At 56.5% G+C, this 19,114-nt stretch carries 13 protein-coding genes; 10 read left to right on the forward strand and 3 right to left on the reverse strand.

Annotated features, from left to right (window positions below):
- The 4 genes from citF (at position 1) to OCV64_RS08590 (ending at position 4,766) form a co-directional block, all read left to right on the forward strand.
- A complete protein-coding gene (gene citF / locus OCV64_RS08575) occupies positions 1 to 1,557 on the forward strand; it encodes a citrate lyase subunit alpha (RefSeq protein ID WP_186852991.1) in 1,557 nt (518 codons plus the stop codon).
- A gap of 153 nt (positions 1,558 to 1,710) precedes the next feature.
- Entirely contained in the window at positions 1,711 to 2,736 is a 1,026-nt protein-coding gene (locus OCV64_RS08580) for a Bug family tripartite tricarboxylate transporter substrate binding protein (RefSeq protein WP_262669804.1), read from the forward strand.
- A 72-nt stretch (positions 2,737 to 2,808) separates the two neighbouring features.
- Entirely contained in the window at positions 2,809 to 3,249 is a 441-nt protein-coding gene (locus OCV64_RS08585; RefSeq protein ID WP_186852993.1) for a tripartite tricarboxylate transporter TctB family protein, read from the forward strand.
- A 17-nt stretch (positions 3,250 to 3,266) separates the two neighbouring features.
- Positions 3,267 to 4,766 (forward strand): tripartite tricarboxylate transporter permease, encoded by a 1,500-nt coding sequence (locus OCV64_RS08590; RefSeq protein ID WP_186852994.1) that lies wholly within the window; start codon positions 3,267 to 3,269, stop codon positions 4,764 to 4,766.
- Between the two features lie 388 nt (positions 4,767 to 5,154).
- Here OCV64_RS08590 and OCV64_RS08595 read toward each other — a convergent pair whose 3' ends face one another.
- The gene (locus tag OCV64_RS08595) at positions 5,155 to 5,385 is read right to left on the reverse strand and encodes a hypothetical protein (protein WP_147571240.1); all 231 of its coding nucleotides are present in this window, start codon (positions 5,383 to 5,385) and stop codon (positions 5,155 to 5,157) included.
- Positions 5,386 to 5,387: 2 nt separating this feature from the next.
- Positions 5,388 to 6,224 (reverse strand): TrmH family RNA methyltransferase, encoded by an 837-nt coding sequence (locus OCV64_RS08600; RefSeq protein ID WP_147571241.1) that lies wholly within the window; start codon positions 6,222 to 6,224, stop codon positions 5,388 to 5,390.
- A 246-nt stretch (positions 6,225 to 6,470) separates the two neighbouring features.
- On the opposite strand from OCV64_RS08600, the gene OCV64_RS08605 reads away from it, so the two are divergent.
- From OCV64_RS08605 to OCV64_RS08630, 6 genes are all read left to right on the forward strand, one after another.
- Positions 6,471 to 7,904 (forward strand): sensor histidine kinase, encoded by a 1,434-nt coding sequence (locus tag OCV64_RS08605; protein ID WP_262669805.1) that lies wholly within the window; start codon positions 6,471 to 6,473, stop codon positions 7,902 to 7,904.
- Complete coding sequence (locus tag OCV64_RS08610; protein ID WP_147571243.1) at positions 7,897 to 8,586, forward strand: response regulator transcription factor; 690 nt, start codon at positions 7,897 to 7,899, stop codon at positions 8,584 to 8,586. Before OCV64_RS08605 ends, OCV64_RS08610 begins: the two co-directional genes overlap by 8 nt.
- Before the next feature lie 150 nt (positions 8,587 to 8,736).
- Positions 8,737 to 10,461 (forward strand): efflux RND transporter periplasmic adaptor subunit, encoded by a 1,725-nt coding sequence (locus OCV64_RS08615; RefSeq protein ID WP_262669806.1) that lies wholly within the window; start codon positions 8,737 to 8,739, stop codon positions 10,459 to 10,461.
- A gap of 1 nt (position 10,462) precedes the next feature.
- Positions 10,463 to 11,209, forward strand: a complete 747-nt coding sequence (locus OCV64_RS08620) for an ABC transporter ATP-binding protein (protein WP_147571244.1) — start codon at positions 10,463 to 10,465, stop codon at positions 11,207 to 11,209.
- On the forward strand, positions 11,206 to 12,393 hold the full coding sequence (locus OCV64_RS08625; RefSeq protein ID WP_147571245.1) for an ABC transporter permease: 1,188 nt from the start codon (positions 11,206 to 11,208) through the stop codon (positions 12,391 to 12,393). The genes OCV64_RS08620 and OCV64_RS08625 overlap by 4 nt, the downstream gene beginning before the upstream one ends.
- 87 nt (positions 12,394 to 12,480) lie before the next feature.
- Complete coding sequence (locus tag OCV64_RS08630; RefSeq protein ID WP_262669807.1) at positions 12,481 to 14,334, forward strand: S-layer homology domain-containing protein; 1,854 nt, start codon at positions 12,481 to 12,483, stop codon at positions 14,332 to 14,334.
- A 73-nt stretch (positions 14,335 to 14,407) separates the two neighbouring features.
- On the opposite strand, the gene OCV64_RS08635 is transcribed toward OCV64_RS08630, so the two are convergent.
- Positions 14,408 to 19,039 (reverse strand): S-layer homology domain-containing protein, encoded by a 4,632-nt coding sequence (locus tag OCV64_RS08635; RefSeq protein ID WP_262669808.1) that lies wholly within the window; start codon positions 19,037 to 19,039, stop codon positions 14,408 to 14,410.
- Positions 19,040 to 19,114 lie beyond the last annotated feature (75 nt).

The raw sequence follows: 19,114 nt of genomic DNA on the forward strand, positions 1-19,114 counted from the left end.
ATGAAGAATGCGGTTGGCCGGGAATTACCAGAACAAATTGGCGAATATAAGGTCAGGCCCTATCAGGGAGCCTATGAAGGGATGCCTTCCGAAGTACCGATTCACACACTGCGCCGGGCAGGAAAGAGCTTTTCCCATACAGAAAAGTTGGTCTTTTCCCTGAAGGAGGCCATTGAACGGGTAGGACTAAAGGACGGCATGACCATTTCCTTCCATCACAGCTTCCGGGAAGGCGATAAAGTGATTGGGCAAGTTCTGACTGCCATCCGAGAGATGGGAATCAAGAATCTTACCTTTGCGCCCAGTGCGGTAGTTAATATCAAAGAACCTTCGGTAGTAGACTTTGTCCGCGATGGCACCATCCGCCGTATTGAGGCCAGCGGAATTCGGGGCGATTTGGGGGATGCGGTTCTGGAAGGCCTACTGGATCATCCCGTTATCTTGCGCACCCATGGCGCTAGACCCAGGGCCATAGAGGCGGGAGAATTAAACATTGATGTGGCATTCATTGGAGTATCTGCCGCTGACGAATACGGAAATGCCACGGGGCAGATCGGTCCCAATGCCTGTGGCGCCCTGGGCTACTCCTTTATCGATGAACGCAGCGCAGATAAAGTAGTAGTTATTACAGATTTTCTGGTGGATTATCCCTGTACTCCTGCCAGTATTTCTCAGCAGTTTGTGGATGTGGTGGTGAAGGTAGAGCAAGTGGGGGATCCGGAAAAAATTGGGAAGGGCGCCGCCAGAATGACCAAAAACCCTAGAGATCTGATCATCGCCCGCCGTGCCGCCGATGTCATGGCCGCCTCACGGCGCTTCCAGACAGGTTTTTCCTTCCAGACCGGAGCGGGAGCTATCTCCATCGCTTGCACTAACTATTTGGCCCAGCATATGGAGCAGAGGGGCGTTACTGCCAGCTTTGCGTTGGGAGGCATGACAGCCAGCATCATAGAGATGTATCATAAGAAGCTGGTCCGCGTGCTGGAGTGCAGCCAGAGCTTTGACGCCGTAGCGGCCCGGGCCATCGTGGAAGATGCAAATATTCTGGAGATCGATAACTCAGTTTATTCCAATGCGTTTACGAAAGGAGCAATGCTGGATAAGCTGACCTTCGGTGTACTGGCCGCGTTGGAGGTAGACATCGACTTCAATGTCAATATATTGACCGGATCGTCTGGAGAGATGCTGGGAGGGCTGGGAGGCGGCCCTGATGTGGCTGCGGGCGCAGATATCAGTATTGTTTGCCTTCCAGTTTTAAGAGGGCGGACCCCCTCTATTACAAAACGGGTATTTACCTGTTGTACTCCGGGTGAGACCGTCGCCGCAGTGGTGACAGAAGCTGGAATAGCGTTGAATCCCAAACATGTACATTATCAGGAGCTATGCGAAGATCTGGAGCGGGCAAACCTGAAGCTGGTTACAATTCAGGAGTTACAGCAGTTGGCAGAATCACTAACTGGTATACCAGCCCCGATTGAGACAACTGACCGAGTGGTGTGTATTGTGGAATACAGAGACGGGTCAGTTATTGATGTGATTTATCAAATTAAACGGTAGCGCCAAGGCAGATCCATCATAATACATATAAAAATTACTTATATCCACATCGTTTTTTGATATTTTTTCAAAATGTCAAAAACTGATATAATACCAACAGGGTGATTATAGGATCATTCCCATATCTTATTTGTTATAATAGGAGGACTGAATATGAAGCGTTTATCCATTTTGGCACTAGCACTTGCGATGATGTTCAATCTGATGGCCTGCAGCAGCAATACGTCCGGTCCTGAATCGAATTCCGGTTCCAACGGCGGAAGCTCCACTTCGGAGCCCTCCAGTAGTGGAAATGGAGAAGAGTGGAAGCCTTCCCGGACTATTGAGTTAGTTGCCTGCTATGCTGCTGGTGGCGGACATGACATTTTGTTGCGTACAATGCAGAAGATCATTGCAGATGAAAATCTCAGCAGTGCTAACTTTAATGTGGTAAACAAAGATGGTGGTTCCGGTGCTATCGGTATGGCCTATGTAGACGGGCACGCCGGGGATCCCCACTACCTCATGTGCACCACTTCTTCCTTTACCACAACTCCGCTGCAGACCGATCTTGGGTTCAACTATGAAGACTTCACCCCCATTGCGCTCCTGGGCCTGGATCCCTCGATTATTGTGGTGCGCACCGACTCCGGGATCACGAACCTGGACGAGCTACTGGAGACGCCGGATGTCTCTCTCGGCGGCACCGGCGTGGGCACCATCGATTACATCATTACCAATAAACTCAACGAGGCAAAGGGTGTTGAAATCAACTACATCCCTTATAATGGTGACGGCGAGCAGGTAACCGCTCTGCTGGGCAATCAGGTGACCAGCATTTGCTGTAATTACAATACAGTTTCGGAGTATATCAACAATGGCGACTTTACCTGTATCGCCACCTTTACCCCTGAGCGGCTGGACGCCAATCCCGATATTGCCACCGCAAAAGAGCAGGGCTACGATATCGAGATGAGCCTGTACCGCGGTGTGTGCGCCGCTGCTGACATCACTGAGTCGGAAAAGCAGTTTTATTATGAGTTAATGACCAAGGTGAATGAATCTGAAGCCTGGCACAATGATTATTTGGAAGCCAATGGTGTGGAGCCCTATTTTCTGCTGGGGGATGACTTCAAGGCTTATCTGGATGAGGTAAATGAGGAGTTTACCGTTGCGCTACAAGAGGCGGGTCTAATCTAATGTGAATAGCGGGTGGGACGACCGAAGCCGCCCCCCGCCATCACAAAAGGAAAGGGAGGTACTTCTGTTTTTATGATTACCATGTACCGGGTATTCCTTGTCTTTATGGGTGCAGTTTCTGCGTATATGATCCCAGAGGCAATGGGACTGCCCAAGGATTCCCAATATACTATCGGGCCCGGCTTCCTTCCTAGTATTATGCTGGGGGCGATCCTGGTGGGCTGCGTGTTACTGCTGATTATGGATTCCCGTCACAAGGATACAGCCTCCATTGATAAAAGTGCGTATGGACGGCTTGGCCTATATCTGATGTCTACTGCGCTGTTAATTCTGGCCATGGAGTATATCGGCATAATTCTCAGCGTTATCGTCTATATTTTCTGTGTTATTTTCTTCATCGAGAGGAACGGCCTTACATCTGCGCTGAAAGTCTCCCTGGTCACTGGGCTTGGCATCTATCTGATCTTTCACACCTGGCTACAGGTTCCCATGACCATCTGTAATTTTTTCTGAGCTGAGGAGGAAAACACATGGAAATTCTACAAAATCTGGGGGCAGGCTTCTTAGTAAACCTGACACCCTATAATTTGGTGGTTATCTTTCTTGGCTCTATGGTAGGAACCATCGTGGGGGCACTTCCCGGCCTTGGCCCATCTGCCGGTCTGGCCCTTATGATTCCTCTCACGTTTACAATGGATGCTTCTGCCGGCTTGGCGCTGTTGATGGGTGTCTATATGGGGTGTATGTTTGGTGGACGTATTACCTCAATTCTAATTAATACGCCGGGCGACGCACCGGCCATTGTGACCTGCCTGGATGGATATCCCCTGATGCAGCAGGGAAGAGGCGGCTTCGCACTAGGCATCTCTGCAATTAGTTCGTTCCTGGGGGGCTTTTTCGGTATTGTCGTACTGGTATTTCTGGCACCTACCATTGCTTCTCTGGTCATCAATTTTGGCGCACCAGAATATTTTATGCTGCTTCTGCTAGGGCTATGTACTATCGCACTACTAGCAGGTGACTCTGTAATCAAGGCACTCTTTATGACCGCGATTGGATTTGTAATCGGTCTTGTAGGATGTGACTTTGTTTCTGGCTACACCCGGTTCTGCTACACCCCGGAACTGCTTGAAGGCATTGATTTCGTAGTTGTCATAATGGGAATGTACGGTATCGGTGAAGTGCTGCACAACATCGAGCACAAGGTTCATTTGAATTTAGGCAAGCCAAACTTTAAAATGAGCGAATATATCCCGACAGGAAAAGAGATCAGGGATGTCTCTATGCCCATGCTCCGCGGTTCCATTATCGGCACCGTAATTGGAATCCTTCCCGCCGCTGGCGGCACAATCGCAACCTTCTTAGCTTATGCTACCGAGAAAAAGCTGTCTAAAACACCGGAAAAATTCGGTCAGGGAATCCCGGCCGGCCTTGCCGCTCCAGAGGCCGCTAATAACGCCTCGGTGGGTGGCGCTCTAGTTCCTCTAGTCACTATGGGAATTCCAGGATCCGGCGGCACCGCAATTTTATTGGGTATTTTTATTATGTTTGGTATGCGCCCCGGCCCCCTGCTGATGGTTGAGTCGGGGGATATCGTGTGGGCCATGATCGCCGCTCTGACCATCGCCAATGTGTTCCTGCTAATCTCTAATCTGCTGATGATTCCCCTGTTCGTCAACGCCATTCGCCTGGTAGACAAAAATTTGTCCGTATTAGTACTTACCCTGTGCTGCGTAGGTGCGTACGCACTCAATTACAGCTTCTTCAACGTGTGGTTGATGCTTTTGTTTGGCCTCTTTGGCTATATGACGAAAAAATTCAAGCTACCTACCGGCCCCCTCATTCTCTCAGTTGTACTAGCATCCTCTTTAGAGAGCTATTTCCGGCAGTCTCTTATGCTTTCCAAGGGCAGCTATATGATTTTTGTGACCCGTCCAGTCAGCCTGGTTATCCTTCTCATCATCGTAGGTTTCTTTGTTTACGGTGTAGTGAGCAAGCAGGTCAAGAAAAGAAAGGGAGCAAAGGCTTAATCTTCTCATATCAGATACTGGGACAGTTGAGCGATGATAGTTTCATTGACAGATTCAACAGAATACTCAGCAGCATATGATCTTAACCCGGCCTCCCCGCATCTCCAAAATTAGGATTATCTTACAGATAGAATCTCGAAACGCAAAAACGTTACACTTAAACGGCGACAAGGAAAAATATAATTTCATTATATGGAAGCAAACAGGGCCAGCGATACATTCACTGGCCCTGTTTGCTTTGATGGTACCAAAGCAAATAGCAGATATATCCGTATGCCCTTCTCATACCTTCCCAGCTCTCAGGATCAGCTGGACGTTTGACTTGAGCTCTGCCGAATTGTCGGCAGCTGCGCTTTCGCATGGAGGTTTAAATACGTCAGAATGTTTTTTAGTCCTGCCCCAGCTCATCCAGGCGGTCCTGCAGCTCGTCCACCAGGTCCTCCAGCTCCTCATGGAGCTCTCCCCAGCGTTCGTGTTCCTCTGTACCCATATGCTCTGGTTCCTGTCCGTCTAACCGGTCTATCTGATCCCTCACCCGGTCCAGCCAGGCCAGGAGCGCCCTCCGGTCCAGGCCTTCCGGGGCCTCTCTGCCACCGCGGAAGGTGATAATATCCGCCATATTTACCCCTTCTTTTTCACCCGCAGCTGCCAAAAGGCCACCGCGCTGGCTGCTGCCACGTTGAGAGAGTCCACCCCGTGTCCCATAGGGATGCATACCGTATCGTCACACCCGGCCACTGTGGCAGGAGCCAGGCCATCCCCCTCTGTTCCCAAGACCAGGGCCAGCTTGTCCTCCGCCATCAGGCGCGGGTCCTCAATGCTGATCGCCCTGCTGTCCAAAGCCAGGGCCGCTGTCCGGAAGCCCAGCTCTTTCAGCCGTTCCAGTCCAGGCCTGGGCCACTGGGAGGCGTCGCTCCCAATCCAGGTCCACGGGATTTGGAAGACAGTACCCATACTTACCCGGACCGCCCTGCGATGGAGCGGGTCGCAGCAGGTAGGGGTGACCAACACGCCGTCCAGGTCCAGCGCAGCCGCCGAACGGAAGATCGCCCCCACATTGGTCGCGTCCACGATCCCCTCCAGGACAGCGATTCGGCGGGCGCCGGCGCACACCTTCTCCACCCTGGGCAGTACCGGACGTCCCATGGCACATAGCATCCCCCTGGTGAGGTGATAGCCGGTCAGCGCCGTCAAAATCTGGTCGTCCGCGGTGTAGACCGGCACCTCCCCGCACCGCTCTATAAGAGCCCGCCCCGCTCCCTCCAAATGTTTGTGTCCCATCAGCAGGGCGATGGGCTGACAGCCGCTGTCCAGAGCATGTCCGATCACTTTGGCGCTCTCCGCGATAAAGATCCCCTTTTCCGGCTCTCTCCGGCTACGAAGCTGCCCCTCTGTTAGTCGGGCAAAGAGATCCAGCTCTGGCACCCTCCAGTCCGTTATCTCGATCACATGGGCCATCGTTCCGCTCCTCCAATGTTTAGGAAGGGAGGTCAGCCCCGCTTGTCCCGCCGGTTCTCCCCTCGTTTCTGTCATTTTACCACAGCCCGCCACAGGGTACAAGGGACACCTAGGACGCTGCCCTATACCAGTCCACCCCGCCGCCCGGCAGCGCATCTGTCCGAATTTGTAAAAAGTTTAGATTTTCCCCCTTCTTTTTTTACAAACAGGCACTATAATAAAATCATTATTATGGGAGGTGTCTGTATGAGCATCAAGCGACACCTATTTTTCTATAATACTATATCGGTGTTTACGGCTCTGGTGGTCATGTTGCTGGTCAGCGGGGTAACCACCCACTTTACCGCAGAAAACTACCGGCGGCAGAGTATGGCATCCATGGACGTGACTGCTACCATTGAGGTGCAGGAACTGCTCCAAGGGGAGGAGATCATACGAAAAGACTGGCCCGCCCTGGACCATCAGCTTCGGACACGGGGATATGCACTGACCGTCACCACACAGGAGGGGGATCCTGTATTCTCCTCTTTGGATCCGGCCCAGGACCGGCTATACCATGAGGTGGGCCAGGAAGCGAACTGGGTGGAGGCCACCCCTATCACTATCCAGAGTGCTGATATGGTCATGGTAGGCACGATCAGCGACAACTACTCGGTTGTATCAGTCTCCACCCCCGCCATGCCCATGTTTCTGGGCAGCAAGAGGCCCCCGGCTGAGATTGCCGTCCTTTCCATGGTCCTTAGCGGAATGGCTGCCATTGTCGTTATCGTGGCGCTCAATCTGCTGTTTACCCGCCGGCAGGTCAGAAGGCTGCTGGCACCGGTGGACGCCCTCGCCAGGGCTGCCCGTCGTGTGGAGGAGGGGGACTTCTCCCAGCCGGTGGACTATGGCGGACAGGATGAGTTCTCCTCGGTGTGTACCGCCTTTAACCAGATGCAGGAGCACCTGTTGGCCGAGCGGGAGAAGTCCGCGGCCTATGAGCGGGCCCGCACCGATCTGGTGTCTGGTATCTCCCACGACCTCCGCACCCCCCTCACCTCGGTCAAGGGATATATCAAGGGACTGCGGGACGGGGTGGCCCAAACTCCCGAGCGCCAGCTCCAGTATCTGGATATCGCCTACCGCAAGGCCTGTGATATGGACATACTGCTCCAACGGCTATTTGATTTCTCCCGCCTGGAGACAGGGAACCTCCCCCTCTTTCCCGCGCCCGCCGATCTGGGGGACTTTGTATCCCACTTTGTCCAGGAGGCTGGCCAGGAGGTGGAACAGGAGGGCGGCCGGGTGGAGCTCCACATGATTCCCGCCGCTCACCCGGTGTCTATGGACTCAGAGCAGATCTACCGGGTACTGAACAATCTGAAGGACAACGCCCTTCGGTACGCCGGGGCCAATCCGCTAATCCTCACCCTGACCGTATGGCGGCAGGGCGACATGGAATGCGTCCGCTTCGCTGACAATGGTCACGGGGTAGCGCAGGAGTGTCTGCCCCGCCTGTTTGAACGGTTTTGGCGGGAGGACCAGGCCCGGAGCAGCCAGAACGGCGAGGGCAGCGGCCTGGGGCTGTATATCGCCAAATGCATCATCGAGGCCCACGGAGGGACTATCCGGGTTAAAAACGACGGGGGGCTGGTCTTTGAGATCGCCCTGCCCCGAAGGGAGGACGACTGCCATGGCTAAACTTCTGCTGGCTGAGGACGACCAGGCTATCTCTATGCTGGAGCGGGACTATCTGGAGATGGAGGGCTATGAGATCACGGCGGTAGACAACGGACAGGCCGCCATCACAGAGGCACTGAAGGGGGAGTATGACCTGATCCTGTTGGATCTGATGCTTCCTGGCTGCAATGGGTACGACGTTTGCCGTCTCATTCGGGACAAAATAGACATTCCCATCCTGATGGTGACTGCCCGTACCGAGTCAGTAGACAAGGTCCGGGGGCTGGGTCTTGGGGCGGACGACTACATCGCCAAGCCTTTTGACCCGGCGGAGCTGGTGGCCCGTGTCAAATCCCATCTGGCCCGCTATGCCCGGCTTACCGGCGGCCAGGAGGAACAGGAGGCCCTCACGGTTGGGGATCTCCGCATCCTGCCCCAGAGCTGGAAGGTCTTTAAAGGGGAGCGGGAGGTCAAGATGCCCAACCGGGAGTTCGCTCTGCTGAAATTTCTGGCGGAGCACCCCAATGTGGTCTTCTCCAAGGAAAAGCTGTTTGAGGCCATCTGGGGCTGTGACTATCTGGGGGACAGCGCCACTGTCACCGTCCACATCGGCCGCATCCGGGACAAGGTGGAGGACGACCCAGCTCACCCCACACTCATCGAAACCGTATGGGGCGCAGGCTACCGCCTAAACCGGCAATAACTGATAAAACGCCGCTGAGAAGTCTATCGCTTCTCGGCGGCGTTTGAAATTGTTTGAGTCCTGTTTATCTTTTGTTGTGATTTTCTCCTCCCCCCGTTCAAATTTGTTAGATACACTGGACCTACCTTATGTTGGAAAGGACAGTGTCCCATGATGAAGTTACCGGTTTTATTGAAGCGAGAAGTCCCGTCACCGGAGGATACCCCTCCCAAGTCGGGCTCCAGTCCGTGGAAAAAGAGACTGCTGAGGAAAAGGGTACTGATCCCCGTAGTGGCCTGTGTGGTGGCCCTCTCTCTGGGGATACACTTTTTCGGGGGCGGCCAGACCGCCCTGGCCGCCGACTTGACCTATACCACCGCGGCGGTGGAGCGGCGGGATATCACCTCCGAGATCACCGGAAGTGGGTCTCTGGAGGCGGCCAACTCCTATTCCGTCACCTCCCTGGTGGATGGCACCATCCTCGCTGACTATTTTGAGGAGGGGGATCAAGTGGACGAGGACACTGTTCTCTACGATATCGACAGCTCTGACATGGCCAGCTCTCTGGAGCAGAGTGAGATCTCTTTGAGTCAGGCCCAGCGCAGCTACAACAATAAGTTGAAGGACCTGGCTGACCTGACCGTCACCGCTCCCAAAGCAGGACAGGTGGTGGATATCGCCGTGGAGGCAGGGGACGATGTGAGCGCGGGGCAGACCGTCGCCACCATCCGGGACTCAGACACTATGACTTTGAAGGTCCCTTTCCTGGCCGATGAGGCAGCCGGTTTCTATGTGGGCCAGAGCGCCCAGGTCACCCTGGACAGCACCTTTGAAGTGCTGAATGGCACAGTCACGGAGGTATCTGGCGTGGATCAGGTGCTGACAGGCAACGTCATTGTCCGGGATGTGACCATACAAGTCAGCAATCCTGGCGGTTTGTCCACCAGCCAGACAGGCTCTGCCACAGTGGACGGCTGCGCCAGCGCCAGCGGAGGCAGCTTCTCCTATCTGGCAGAGCGGTCAGTGACTGCCGAGGTCTCTGGCACTGTCGCCAGCATCCACGTCAGCGAGGGCGACCGTCTCTCCCAGGGGGGAGCTATCCTCACGCTGACCAGCGATAATCTGGAGGATGAGCTCCAAAGCGCCGCCGAGGCTTTGAGAAACGCGGAGCTTTCTCTGGAGAGCCGGTATGACCAGCTGGATAACTACACCATCACCTCCCCCATCTCTGGCACTGTCATCGACAAGAACTACAACGCGGGGGAAAACATCGAGACTGGTCAGACCCTGTGCTCCATCTACGACCTGTCCTATCTTACCCTGACGCTTAATGTGGATGAGCTGGACATCTCCAATATCCAGGTGGGGCAGCAGGTGCTTATCACCGCCGAAGCGGTAGAGGGCCGGACCTATACAGGAGTAGTCACCAAGGTCAGTGTGGCAGGCACCTCCTCCAGCGGGACCACCACCTATCCGGTCACCATCCGCATTGACGAGACAGACGGTCTTCTCCCCGGCATGAATGTGGATGCCACCATCACACTGGACAGCGCCGGCGGCGTACTGGCCATTCCCAGCGCCGCCCTTAACCGGGGGAACACCGTTCTGGTCACCGCCGACTCCCCCAGCGCCGCCAATGGCACTCTGATGGAGGGCATCGGCGGGGACGGCGAACAGTATTATTCCGTCCCTGTGGAAGTAGGCGTCAGCGACGACAGCTACATTGAAATCATCTCCGGCCTGCAGGAGGGGGACACCGTGGCCTATATCCCAACCACCTCCTCGGGCAGCTTCGAGATGGGCAGCATGATGATGATACCTGGCGGAGGCATGGGCAGCGTTACCATCAGCGGCGGGCCCGGAGGCGGTATGGGCGGCGGGCCTGGAGGGTTCTGATATGAGCGCACTGATCACCTTTCAGAACGTCTGCAAGTATTACCATATGGGGGACGCCACGGTAAAGGCCGCCGACCACATCTCCTTTGAGATCTGCAAGGGGGAATTCGTGGCCATCGTAGGTTCCTCCGGTTCTGGCAAGTCCACATGTATGAATATCATCGGCTGCCTGGATGTACCCTCGGAGGGCACCTACCTCCTCCAGGGCCGGGATGTGGGCCAGATGAACAAAAATGAGCTGGCAGAGATTCGGAACGAGATGCTTGGCTTCATCTTCCAGCAGTACAATCTCCTGCCCAAGCTGAATCTGCTGGAAAATGTAGAGGTCCCGCTGATGTACGCCGGGGTGGCTAAGGGGGAGCGCCGGGAGCGGGCCCACCAAGCGTTGGCCCAGGTGGGGCTGGACGACAAGTGGCGCCATAAGCCTATGGAACTGTCCGGCGGCCAGCAGCAGCGGGTATCTATCGCCCGCGCTTTGGTCGGCCATCCCTCTGTCATTCTGGCCGATGAGCCCACCGGAGCGTTAGACTCCCGCACTGGGCGGGAAGTGCTGGCCATGCTCCAGGACCTCCATGAACAGGGTCACACCGTAGTGCTCATCACCCACGACAACTCCATTGCTGTCCAGGCCCAGCGAATCATCCGTCTGGAGGACGGACATGTGGTATATGACGGCCCCTCCGACGATCCGGAGGCGGTAGTCACCCCCCGGGCCGCCGGAGCAAGGAAAGGGGGACAGCCCCAATGAGAATCACCGAATCTCTCTCCCTAGCGCTGAAAAATATCGTGTCCAGTAAGACCCGGACCCTCCTCACCATGCTGGGCATCATCATCGGTGTGGCGGCGGTCATTGTCATCGTGGGCCTGGGAAACGGCCTGGAGGGCTATGTGGCCGACAGCTTTGCGGACATGGGGACCAACACCCTCACCGTATCTGTCCAGTCCCGCGGAGCCACCCGGACTATGGAGGTAGAGGATATGTACCAGATCGTGGATCAAAATCCCGACTATCTGGACCTGTGCTCCCCTACCGTGTCCATGATGGGGGTCAAGATCGGTACGGATCTCACCTCTACCTCCGCCACCGGGGTCAGTGAGGACTATTTCAGCATCAAGGGCTACACGCTCTCCCAGGGCCGGGGGTTACAGTACAGCGACATCGCTTCCCGCTCCAAGGTCTGCGTAGTCGGAGCTTATGTCAACCAAGCCTACTTCGGGGGCAGCGCCGTGGGCCAGACCCTGCGGGTCGGTGGACAGGCGCTGACCATCGTGGGAGTTCTGGACCAGCAGGCGGAAACCATGGAGGAGGGAGGAAGCGACGACTGCCTCTTCCTCCCCTACTCCACCGCCGCCCGTCTGGGGGGTGGACGGGTTTCCAGCTATGTCATCACCATGGTGGACGAGAATCTGATGGACGCCAGCCAGTCTGCCCTGGAATCGGCCCTGCGCAGCTTTTTCGGCAGTGATGACTATTACACAGTCGTTACCATGTCCGAGCTGCTGGACTCCATGACCAGTATGATCAATATTTTAGTGGGTGTGCTGGCTGGGATCGCCGCCATCTCCCTGGTGGTGGGAGGCATCGGCATTATGAATATTATGCTGGTATCCGTGACCGAGCGCACCCGTGAGATTGGCGTACGAAAATCTCTGGGGGCCAAGGAGCGGTATATTATGGAGCAGTTCGTCATCGAGGCGGCGGCCACCTCCGCTCTGGGAGGCGTCATCGGCATCGTTCTAGGCTATCTCCTGTCCGCGGGAGCCACGGTGGCGGTGGTCCGGCTGATGGGCGAGGCCCTCACCGTGTCCCCCACCCCCACGGCGGTATTGGCGGCCTTCGGCATCTCCGCTGGTATCGGCGTTTTGTTCGGTTACCTCCCGGCCAAGAAGGCCGCCCGCCTCAACCCCATTGACGCTCTGCACTACGACTAAACCAGGGTGGAGCGTGAAGAACAGTATGGAAACAGCTTGTATATGGAGTCTCTTCACTCTCCACTCTCATCAAAAGGAGTTTTTACCATGAAATTAACTCGCCTTCTCTCCACTCTGCTGGCCGCCTGCCTCTCCATGTCTCTGCTGTGCACCGGCTCCCTCGCGGTCAGCGACAGTGCGAAACTAGAGACCATCCAGGTGTTGGGCATCCTGTCCGGGGACGGCTCTGGCAATCTGAATCTGTCCAGTTCTGTCACCCGGGCCCAGTTCGTCACTATGATGGTGGCCGCCTCCAGCTATAAGGATGCGGTGGGAAGTTACGGCAGCTCCCTGTTTAAAGACCTGAAGGGGGACCACTGGGCCAGCCCCTATGTGAAAGTGGCGGTGGAGCAGGGTTGGATGTCCGGTTATGTGGACGGCACCTTCCGCCCGGACCAGGGCATCACCTTGGAGGAGGGCTGCACAGCCCTTCTGCGCCTGCTGGGCTATGATTCCAGCACACTAACCGGGGCCTACCCCACGGCTCAGTTGTCCAAGGCCAGTGCTCTGGGGCTGCTGGACGACGTAGGCGCTGTCCAAGGTCAGCAGCTCACCCGGCAGGACTGCGTAGACCTGTTCTACAATGCACTCACCGCCCAGAACAGCGCCGGGACGATCTACGGCACCACACTGGGCTATACTGTCACCAATGGACAGGTGGACTACTCGGCCCTGGTGACCGCAGATACCAAGGGTCCCTATGTGGCGGAGAGCGGTGCTCTCTCCCTCTCTTTTACCCCCTCGTCCGTATACTACAACGGGGCTCTCTCCTCTCTCTCCTCAGTCCAGCAGTATGACGTATACTACTATAACGCCAATATGAAAACTGTCTGGATCTACCACGACCGGGTAACCGGAACGCTCACCGGCGTCTCCCCCAGCAAGAGCGCCCCCACCTCCGCCACCGTGGCCGGGGTGAGCTACGACATCGGCACTTCCGAGGCCACTTATCAGCTCTCCAGCCAGGGCTCCTTCCAGGAGGGCGATCTGGTCACCCTCCTGTTGGGCATGAACGGCGAGATCATATCTGTGCTGGACGCCCAGGAGAGCGAAGCGACCTATTATGGCAGTGTGGTATCCAGTGTCAAGGGGGCCTCCAGCTCCTCCACCAGTAGCTCCTCCACCACCAGCGCCCAGGTGACCACCCAGGTAGCCTGTACCGACGGAGTCGTGCGCACCTTCTACCATAGTGGCTCCGCTTTAAATACAGGCCGTCTGGTCACGGTGTCAGTCACTCAATCCGGGACCAAGGTGACTTCTCTGTCCAACAAAAAGTTGGAGGGGAGCGTGAGCAAGGACGGCAGCAGCTTCGCTGGCCACGACTTCGCGGACGGAGTCCAGATCCTGGACACCGACGAAAATGGCGGCTACGCCCGTATCTACCCCTCCCGCCTGGCGGGCGCCAAACTGTCTGGTGACGACGTGCGCTACTACAGCCTGGACGCCAACGGAGATATCGACCGCCTGGTCCTCCACGAGGTCACTGGAGATACCTGGGAGTATGTCTATGTGAGCAGTGTAGTAAACAACTCCTCTGACATGAATATCTCCGCCTCCTACACCTATGTCCAGGATGGGCAGACCCAGACGCTGAACAGCAGTAAGCTTTACAGCGTCAAGAGCGGCGGCGCGGCCATGATCTATGAGGACGGCCAGGTGAGCTCCATGCGGCAGTTGTCCTCTGAAACGTTGGACAGCGTGTCCTCCCTGTCCGCCATGGCCGGCAATCAGGAATATGCCCTGGCAGAGGATGTTCAGGTCCTGCTTCGGGACGGCTCAAAATACTATCAGACATCCCTGTCCCAGATCAACGGCGAAGGTTACCGGCTCACCGGCTGGTACGACAACCTGGGCTGTCCCGCCGGAGAGCGCATCCGCATTATCGTGGCTACTCCCCGCTGACCTCCCTCTTCTTTATACGAAAATGGCCGGGCAGGATAAAATCTCCTGCCCGGCCGGTTCTTTTCTGTTCACGTCACCGCAGCATCAGGGCAACCAGTTGACGGAGCATCACAGCCGCCTCGGCTCTGGTGGCGGTGCCTCCAGGGGCCAGTGTCCCGTCCGGACGTCCGCTTAGGATGCCGCTGTCCACTGCCCAGGCCACCGCCTCCCGTGCCCAAGCGGACACGGAGCCGCTGTCCGTAAAACTGGTCAGCGTATCCCGCCCGCTGGTGACCATATCCAGTGTTTCAGCATAATGGAACAGCATCAGGGCGAGCTGTTCTCGGGTAACGGGGTCGTCCGGTCCGAAACGGCCGTCGCCATAACCGGAGATGATGTTCTCCCCAGCGGCCCAGGAGATGCCCTGGGCGTACCAGGCTCCCTCCGCCACATCGTCGAAGGGGAGGTCCGTCCTCTTACTCTCCGGCTCCTCCAACTGGAAGAGGACCGTGGCCAGCATCCCCCGGCTCAAGGTCTGCCCAGGGGCGAACTGGTCCTCGCTCACGCCGGAGAACAGCCCACGGCCCGCCACGAAGTCCACCGCCGAGCTGTACCAAACTCCGTCCGCCACGTCGGAGAAGGCGCTCTCATAGTCCACCAGCTTCACAGTGGCCCCCTCCTCCAACAGGAAGACGGCCTTTCCATCGCTGACCAGGGACTTCTTCACCACTTCCTCCCTGCCGTCAGCGTGGACGATGACCACCAGCTTGTTTTCCTCCGCCTGATCAATGACCACCCTCTGGAGGCCCTCGCTGTCTTCGGGGAGGGTAACAGTGTAGGTGCCGTCAGACTTATTTTCCTCCACCTCAACGGAAGTCTGGCCCGATTCCCCCTTCCCGCCGGAAGCTCCGCCGCTTGAGGGGCGGTGGTAATCCGGGTCCACCTTGCTGGCGTCCTCGGTGTAAAACACCTGGATCTCATCCCCGCTGTGGAGGGAGCAGCTCCCCATGTACACGTCGGGAAATTCTCCGTTTACCAGATACATCCAGCCGGAGTCCTCGCCATGCTCCTTCTCCCGCAGGGAACCCCGAGGGCCGGAGATGGACACGATGTAGGTGCCGCGGCTTCGCTCCGCCGTGTAGCCGTACTCATCCAGCATCTCGGTGAACACATCGTAGACTGTGTAGGTCTCGCTCAGTCCACTCAGGGCAGTAGTTCCGATCCACTCCTCGCCATCCAAGCCGGACAGGGAGAAGGTGACGTTGTCGATGGTGTCCACCACTGCTGTGGTGCTGGTGGGGTCCGCGGTGCCCCGAACCAGCAGCTTCAGGCCGGGCAGGACGGCCTCATTTACCGCCGCTCTGGCGGCAAACGCGGCGACGGCCTGGGAGGTATCTGCGGTGACCTCCTGGTAATACAGGTCGGCCAGTTCAGCATACTTCGCATATTTCACGGTATCGCGCTGGTACAGCTCACCGTATTTGCCCAGCGCTTCGCTGGACAGATAGCTGGTGATGACGACGTTCTTGGGTTCTTCCTGCCGGGTGACCAGCAGGTTCTCGTGGCTGATGACATTGGGGTTGCTGGATTTGAACAGCCGCCAGGCCTCCAGTTCCTCCCACCCCTCGATGGGGGTGGGGACGATGCCATAGCCCTTCATGTCCTTCATATCCCGGACCCAGACCAACTCGCCGTTCTCCTCATAGACCTCCTGGAAGGGGGACAGGTCGGTGGTAATGTTGTCGATGGCCTTGTTCTCTCCCCGTATGCCGTTGAAGTAGTTGGCCTTGACCTTCTCCATCAGCGCCAGCTCGTCATCGATCTCCTTCTGTGTCAGGGCGGGGACCTCGATGGTAAAGGACCGGGCGGCGGTGACGCTGGTTTCGTCGTCGTGGAGAGTGACCGTTATGATGACCTCCGCCGGCTCCTCCCCCACTCCGGGGCGGTACACCCAGAGCCGGGCGGCATTGTTCACACCCGGAGACTGGATGACCTCCTCGTGATCGCTGGACAGGGTGACAGGCATATACTTTCCGTCTACGCCGAAGTCCCGTGTGGTGGGCAGCTGGATATCGTTGATGGCTGTGTAGACGCCGTCCTCGTCCGGAACCAGCCTCTCGCCGGTCAGGGCGTCGGAGAGGCCCTTAGCCGCGAAGCCCTGGTCCAGTTTGGTTAGCAGCTCCTGTTCGATTTCGGCATACTGATCCCCGTCCATAGCTGGAACGGTCACTTCAAATGTATTGACAAGTTCAATGGGGGCTTCCTCGCCAATGACATCGTTGGTATACTGGAACGTAAATTTGGCCGTGAGGATAACGGTCTGATCTTCCTCCCCGCGGCGTACCACACCTACATAGGGGTTAAAGAGCGTGTCGGCAGTATTCTGGTTTTCTCTGCTGATGGAGATAGCTTCCTCGTTGTCAGACTCCCAGGATATCTGGGTCCAGTATTTCTTGTCCACCACCTTGGGCAGGGTGAGGTTTTCGGTGACAGCCAAGCCGTCTCCGCCTCCGATGGAGGAAAGGGTGACCTGGCTCATGATCTCCTCGCTCATAGCCGCCCTGACCTTGGCTGCATCCCAGTAAAGGATAACCGGCACATCGGAGAGCGTGGCGGCCGCCCCATCCTTCTCCAGCGTAAAGGTCACCTTGCAGCTTCCAAATTTGACGGCCGGAACCGTATTGGGGTCCTTATAAAAATAAGTGATGTCGCCGTTATCGCCAATACCTGCCCCTCCGTAGACTTCGGTGACAGACGCGACGGAGACGGTGATGTCATCAAAGCCCTTCTCCGCCAGATCGGCCAACACCATGCGGTTGAGGTTGGTGTCCGTGTCGTAGACCGGGCAGAGCCTGTAATCGTCGCTCAGGGCGGTAATGGCGTGCTGCAGTTCATTTTGTTTGTCCTCATCTGCGGCGGTGTCGGACCAAACTACAATTTTGTACAACGTATTGTAGAAAGCATCGTTGTATGTATATTTTGCAGACAGAGTTACAGTCACCGTCCCCTGAGTTGGGCGGATGACGGTACCGTCTGCCGCGATCACATCATTAAACCCGCCCCACTGGATCTGGGCAGTAATCCCGTTTTCTGTGACCACAGCGGGAAACTCCAGCTTGGTATCCTCTTTGATCTCGTCAGGCAGTCTATTTTCCTGATAGGCCACCGGGTACAGCTTGCCGTGGTCGGCAGTACGGACGGTTGCCTGGTGATCCTGGCAGCTGTGAATCACCCTGCCGCCGCAGGTGATCTCGACCCCGATTTTATATTGCTGGTCTTCTGCTCCAAAATCATCTTCCGAAATGGTATAGGTGGCTTCCGTGGCCCCGGCGATTGGATGAGAGGTGGGATATGCGGCCATAGGCTCATACTTGTACCACTGATATTTCATCTCCAGTCCGGGATACTGTTCCGGGGAATAGGTGCCGCCGCCCTCGATGTTAAGGGCAGCTTCTACCGTCTGCCCTACGGCCACCGCGCCGGGCTGACTTATATTTTGAATGGTGACAGTTGTAAAATGCGGGATCACCGTCAGGGTATAGTCATCTGTGTACTCCTCCCCATCGTAGGTCACCGTGGCTGTTACATTCACCACGCCGCCCTTGCCGGCGGTGACCACATAGCCTTTCACATCGCTGTCCTGGGTGGTTTCCACCCAGGCGGCCGCCCCTTCATTGCTGGCGGAAAAGCTCCACTGGACCTCTGGGGTCTCGTCCCCCATATTCTGATAGTCTACATAGAGAATGGTATCATTTTTGTCGCCGCCGCCCGTCTGTACCCAAATTGTATCGCCGTTGGTAGAGCGGATGGAAATACTGGGCTCGGGGGGCTTGGGAGTATTCCCAGCCTGCCAGGCGAGGATTACATTACCCTCTGCATCGGTGGTGAAGGCATCGCCCAGCAGAGAAGCGTCGATTGGAAGATCAGAGTTGTCAAAGCAGTTGAACAGTTCGCCGTTAAAGCCGCTGATGGCATCCGATGTGGTAAAGCAGTTGCGAATCGGGGTAGTTGAATATACCTGCCCGACGATACCCCCGGCCCTGTTGGAACCGGAGATCGTGCCGGTGCTATAGCAATTTTCAATGCTTGTCCCATTGGCGGAGCAATAGCCTAGAATGCCCGCCGCCGCGCCGCCTCTGATGTCTGCGGTGTTGGCACAGCCTGAGACGCACACAGATCCGCTGTTGACCCGCCCAATGATGCCGCCGGCCCCCGCATTTACTCCGGTCTTGGAAGACTGGACGCTGCCAGAAAAGGAGCATCGCTCGATGGTGACAGTGCCGCTGGTCTTGCCAACAATGCCGCCAACATAACCACTCTTGGTTGCGGACACCGTTCCTTCAACCTTCAGGTTCTTGATCGTCGCGCTGTTCACGGTGCCGAACAGTCCAACGCCGTTCGTGCTGCTGTCGTTGATGGACAGTCCGCTGATAGTGTGTCCAGCTCCGTCAAAGGTACCGGCGTAGGCGCTGGTGACATAGCCATTTTGCGGATTAAACGGTATCCATTCCTCATTTTCCAAATCAATGTCAGCCGTCAGCACAGCGGAGAGAGTTCGCTCCCCGCCATTGACCCGATCCCGGAACGCTTTTAGCTCCTCCGCAGAACTAATGTTTACAGGATCGTCCACAGCATTTTCTGCCGCCCACGCCGTCCCCGGCAGCAGGCCCAGCACCATGACCAGGGTGAGCAGCAGGCTCAAGGCCCTTGTCCTTATTTTCCTCATCAAATCTCCTCCATTTCTCTCATTCAAAACTCAAATAATATAAAAAAACGGCCGCGGCAGGCCATAACAGGCCTG

Source organism: Muriventricola aceti (genome assembly GCF_025567565.1).
In the GTDB taxonomy this organism is placed as follows: domain Bacteria; phylum Bacillota; class Clostridia; order Oscillospirales; family Oscillospiraceae; genus Lawsonibacter; species Lawsonibacter aceti.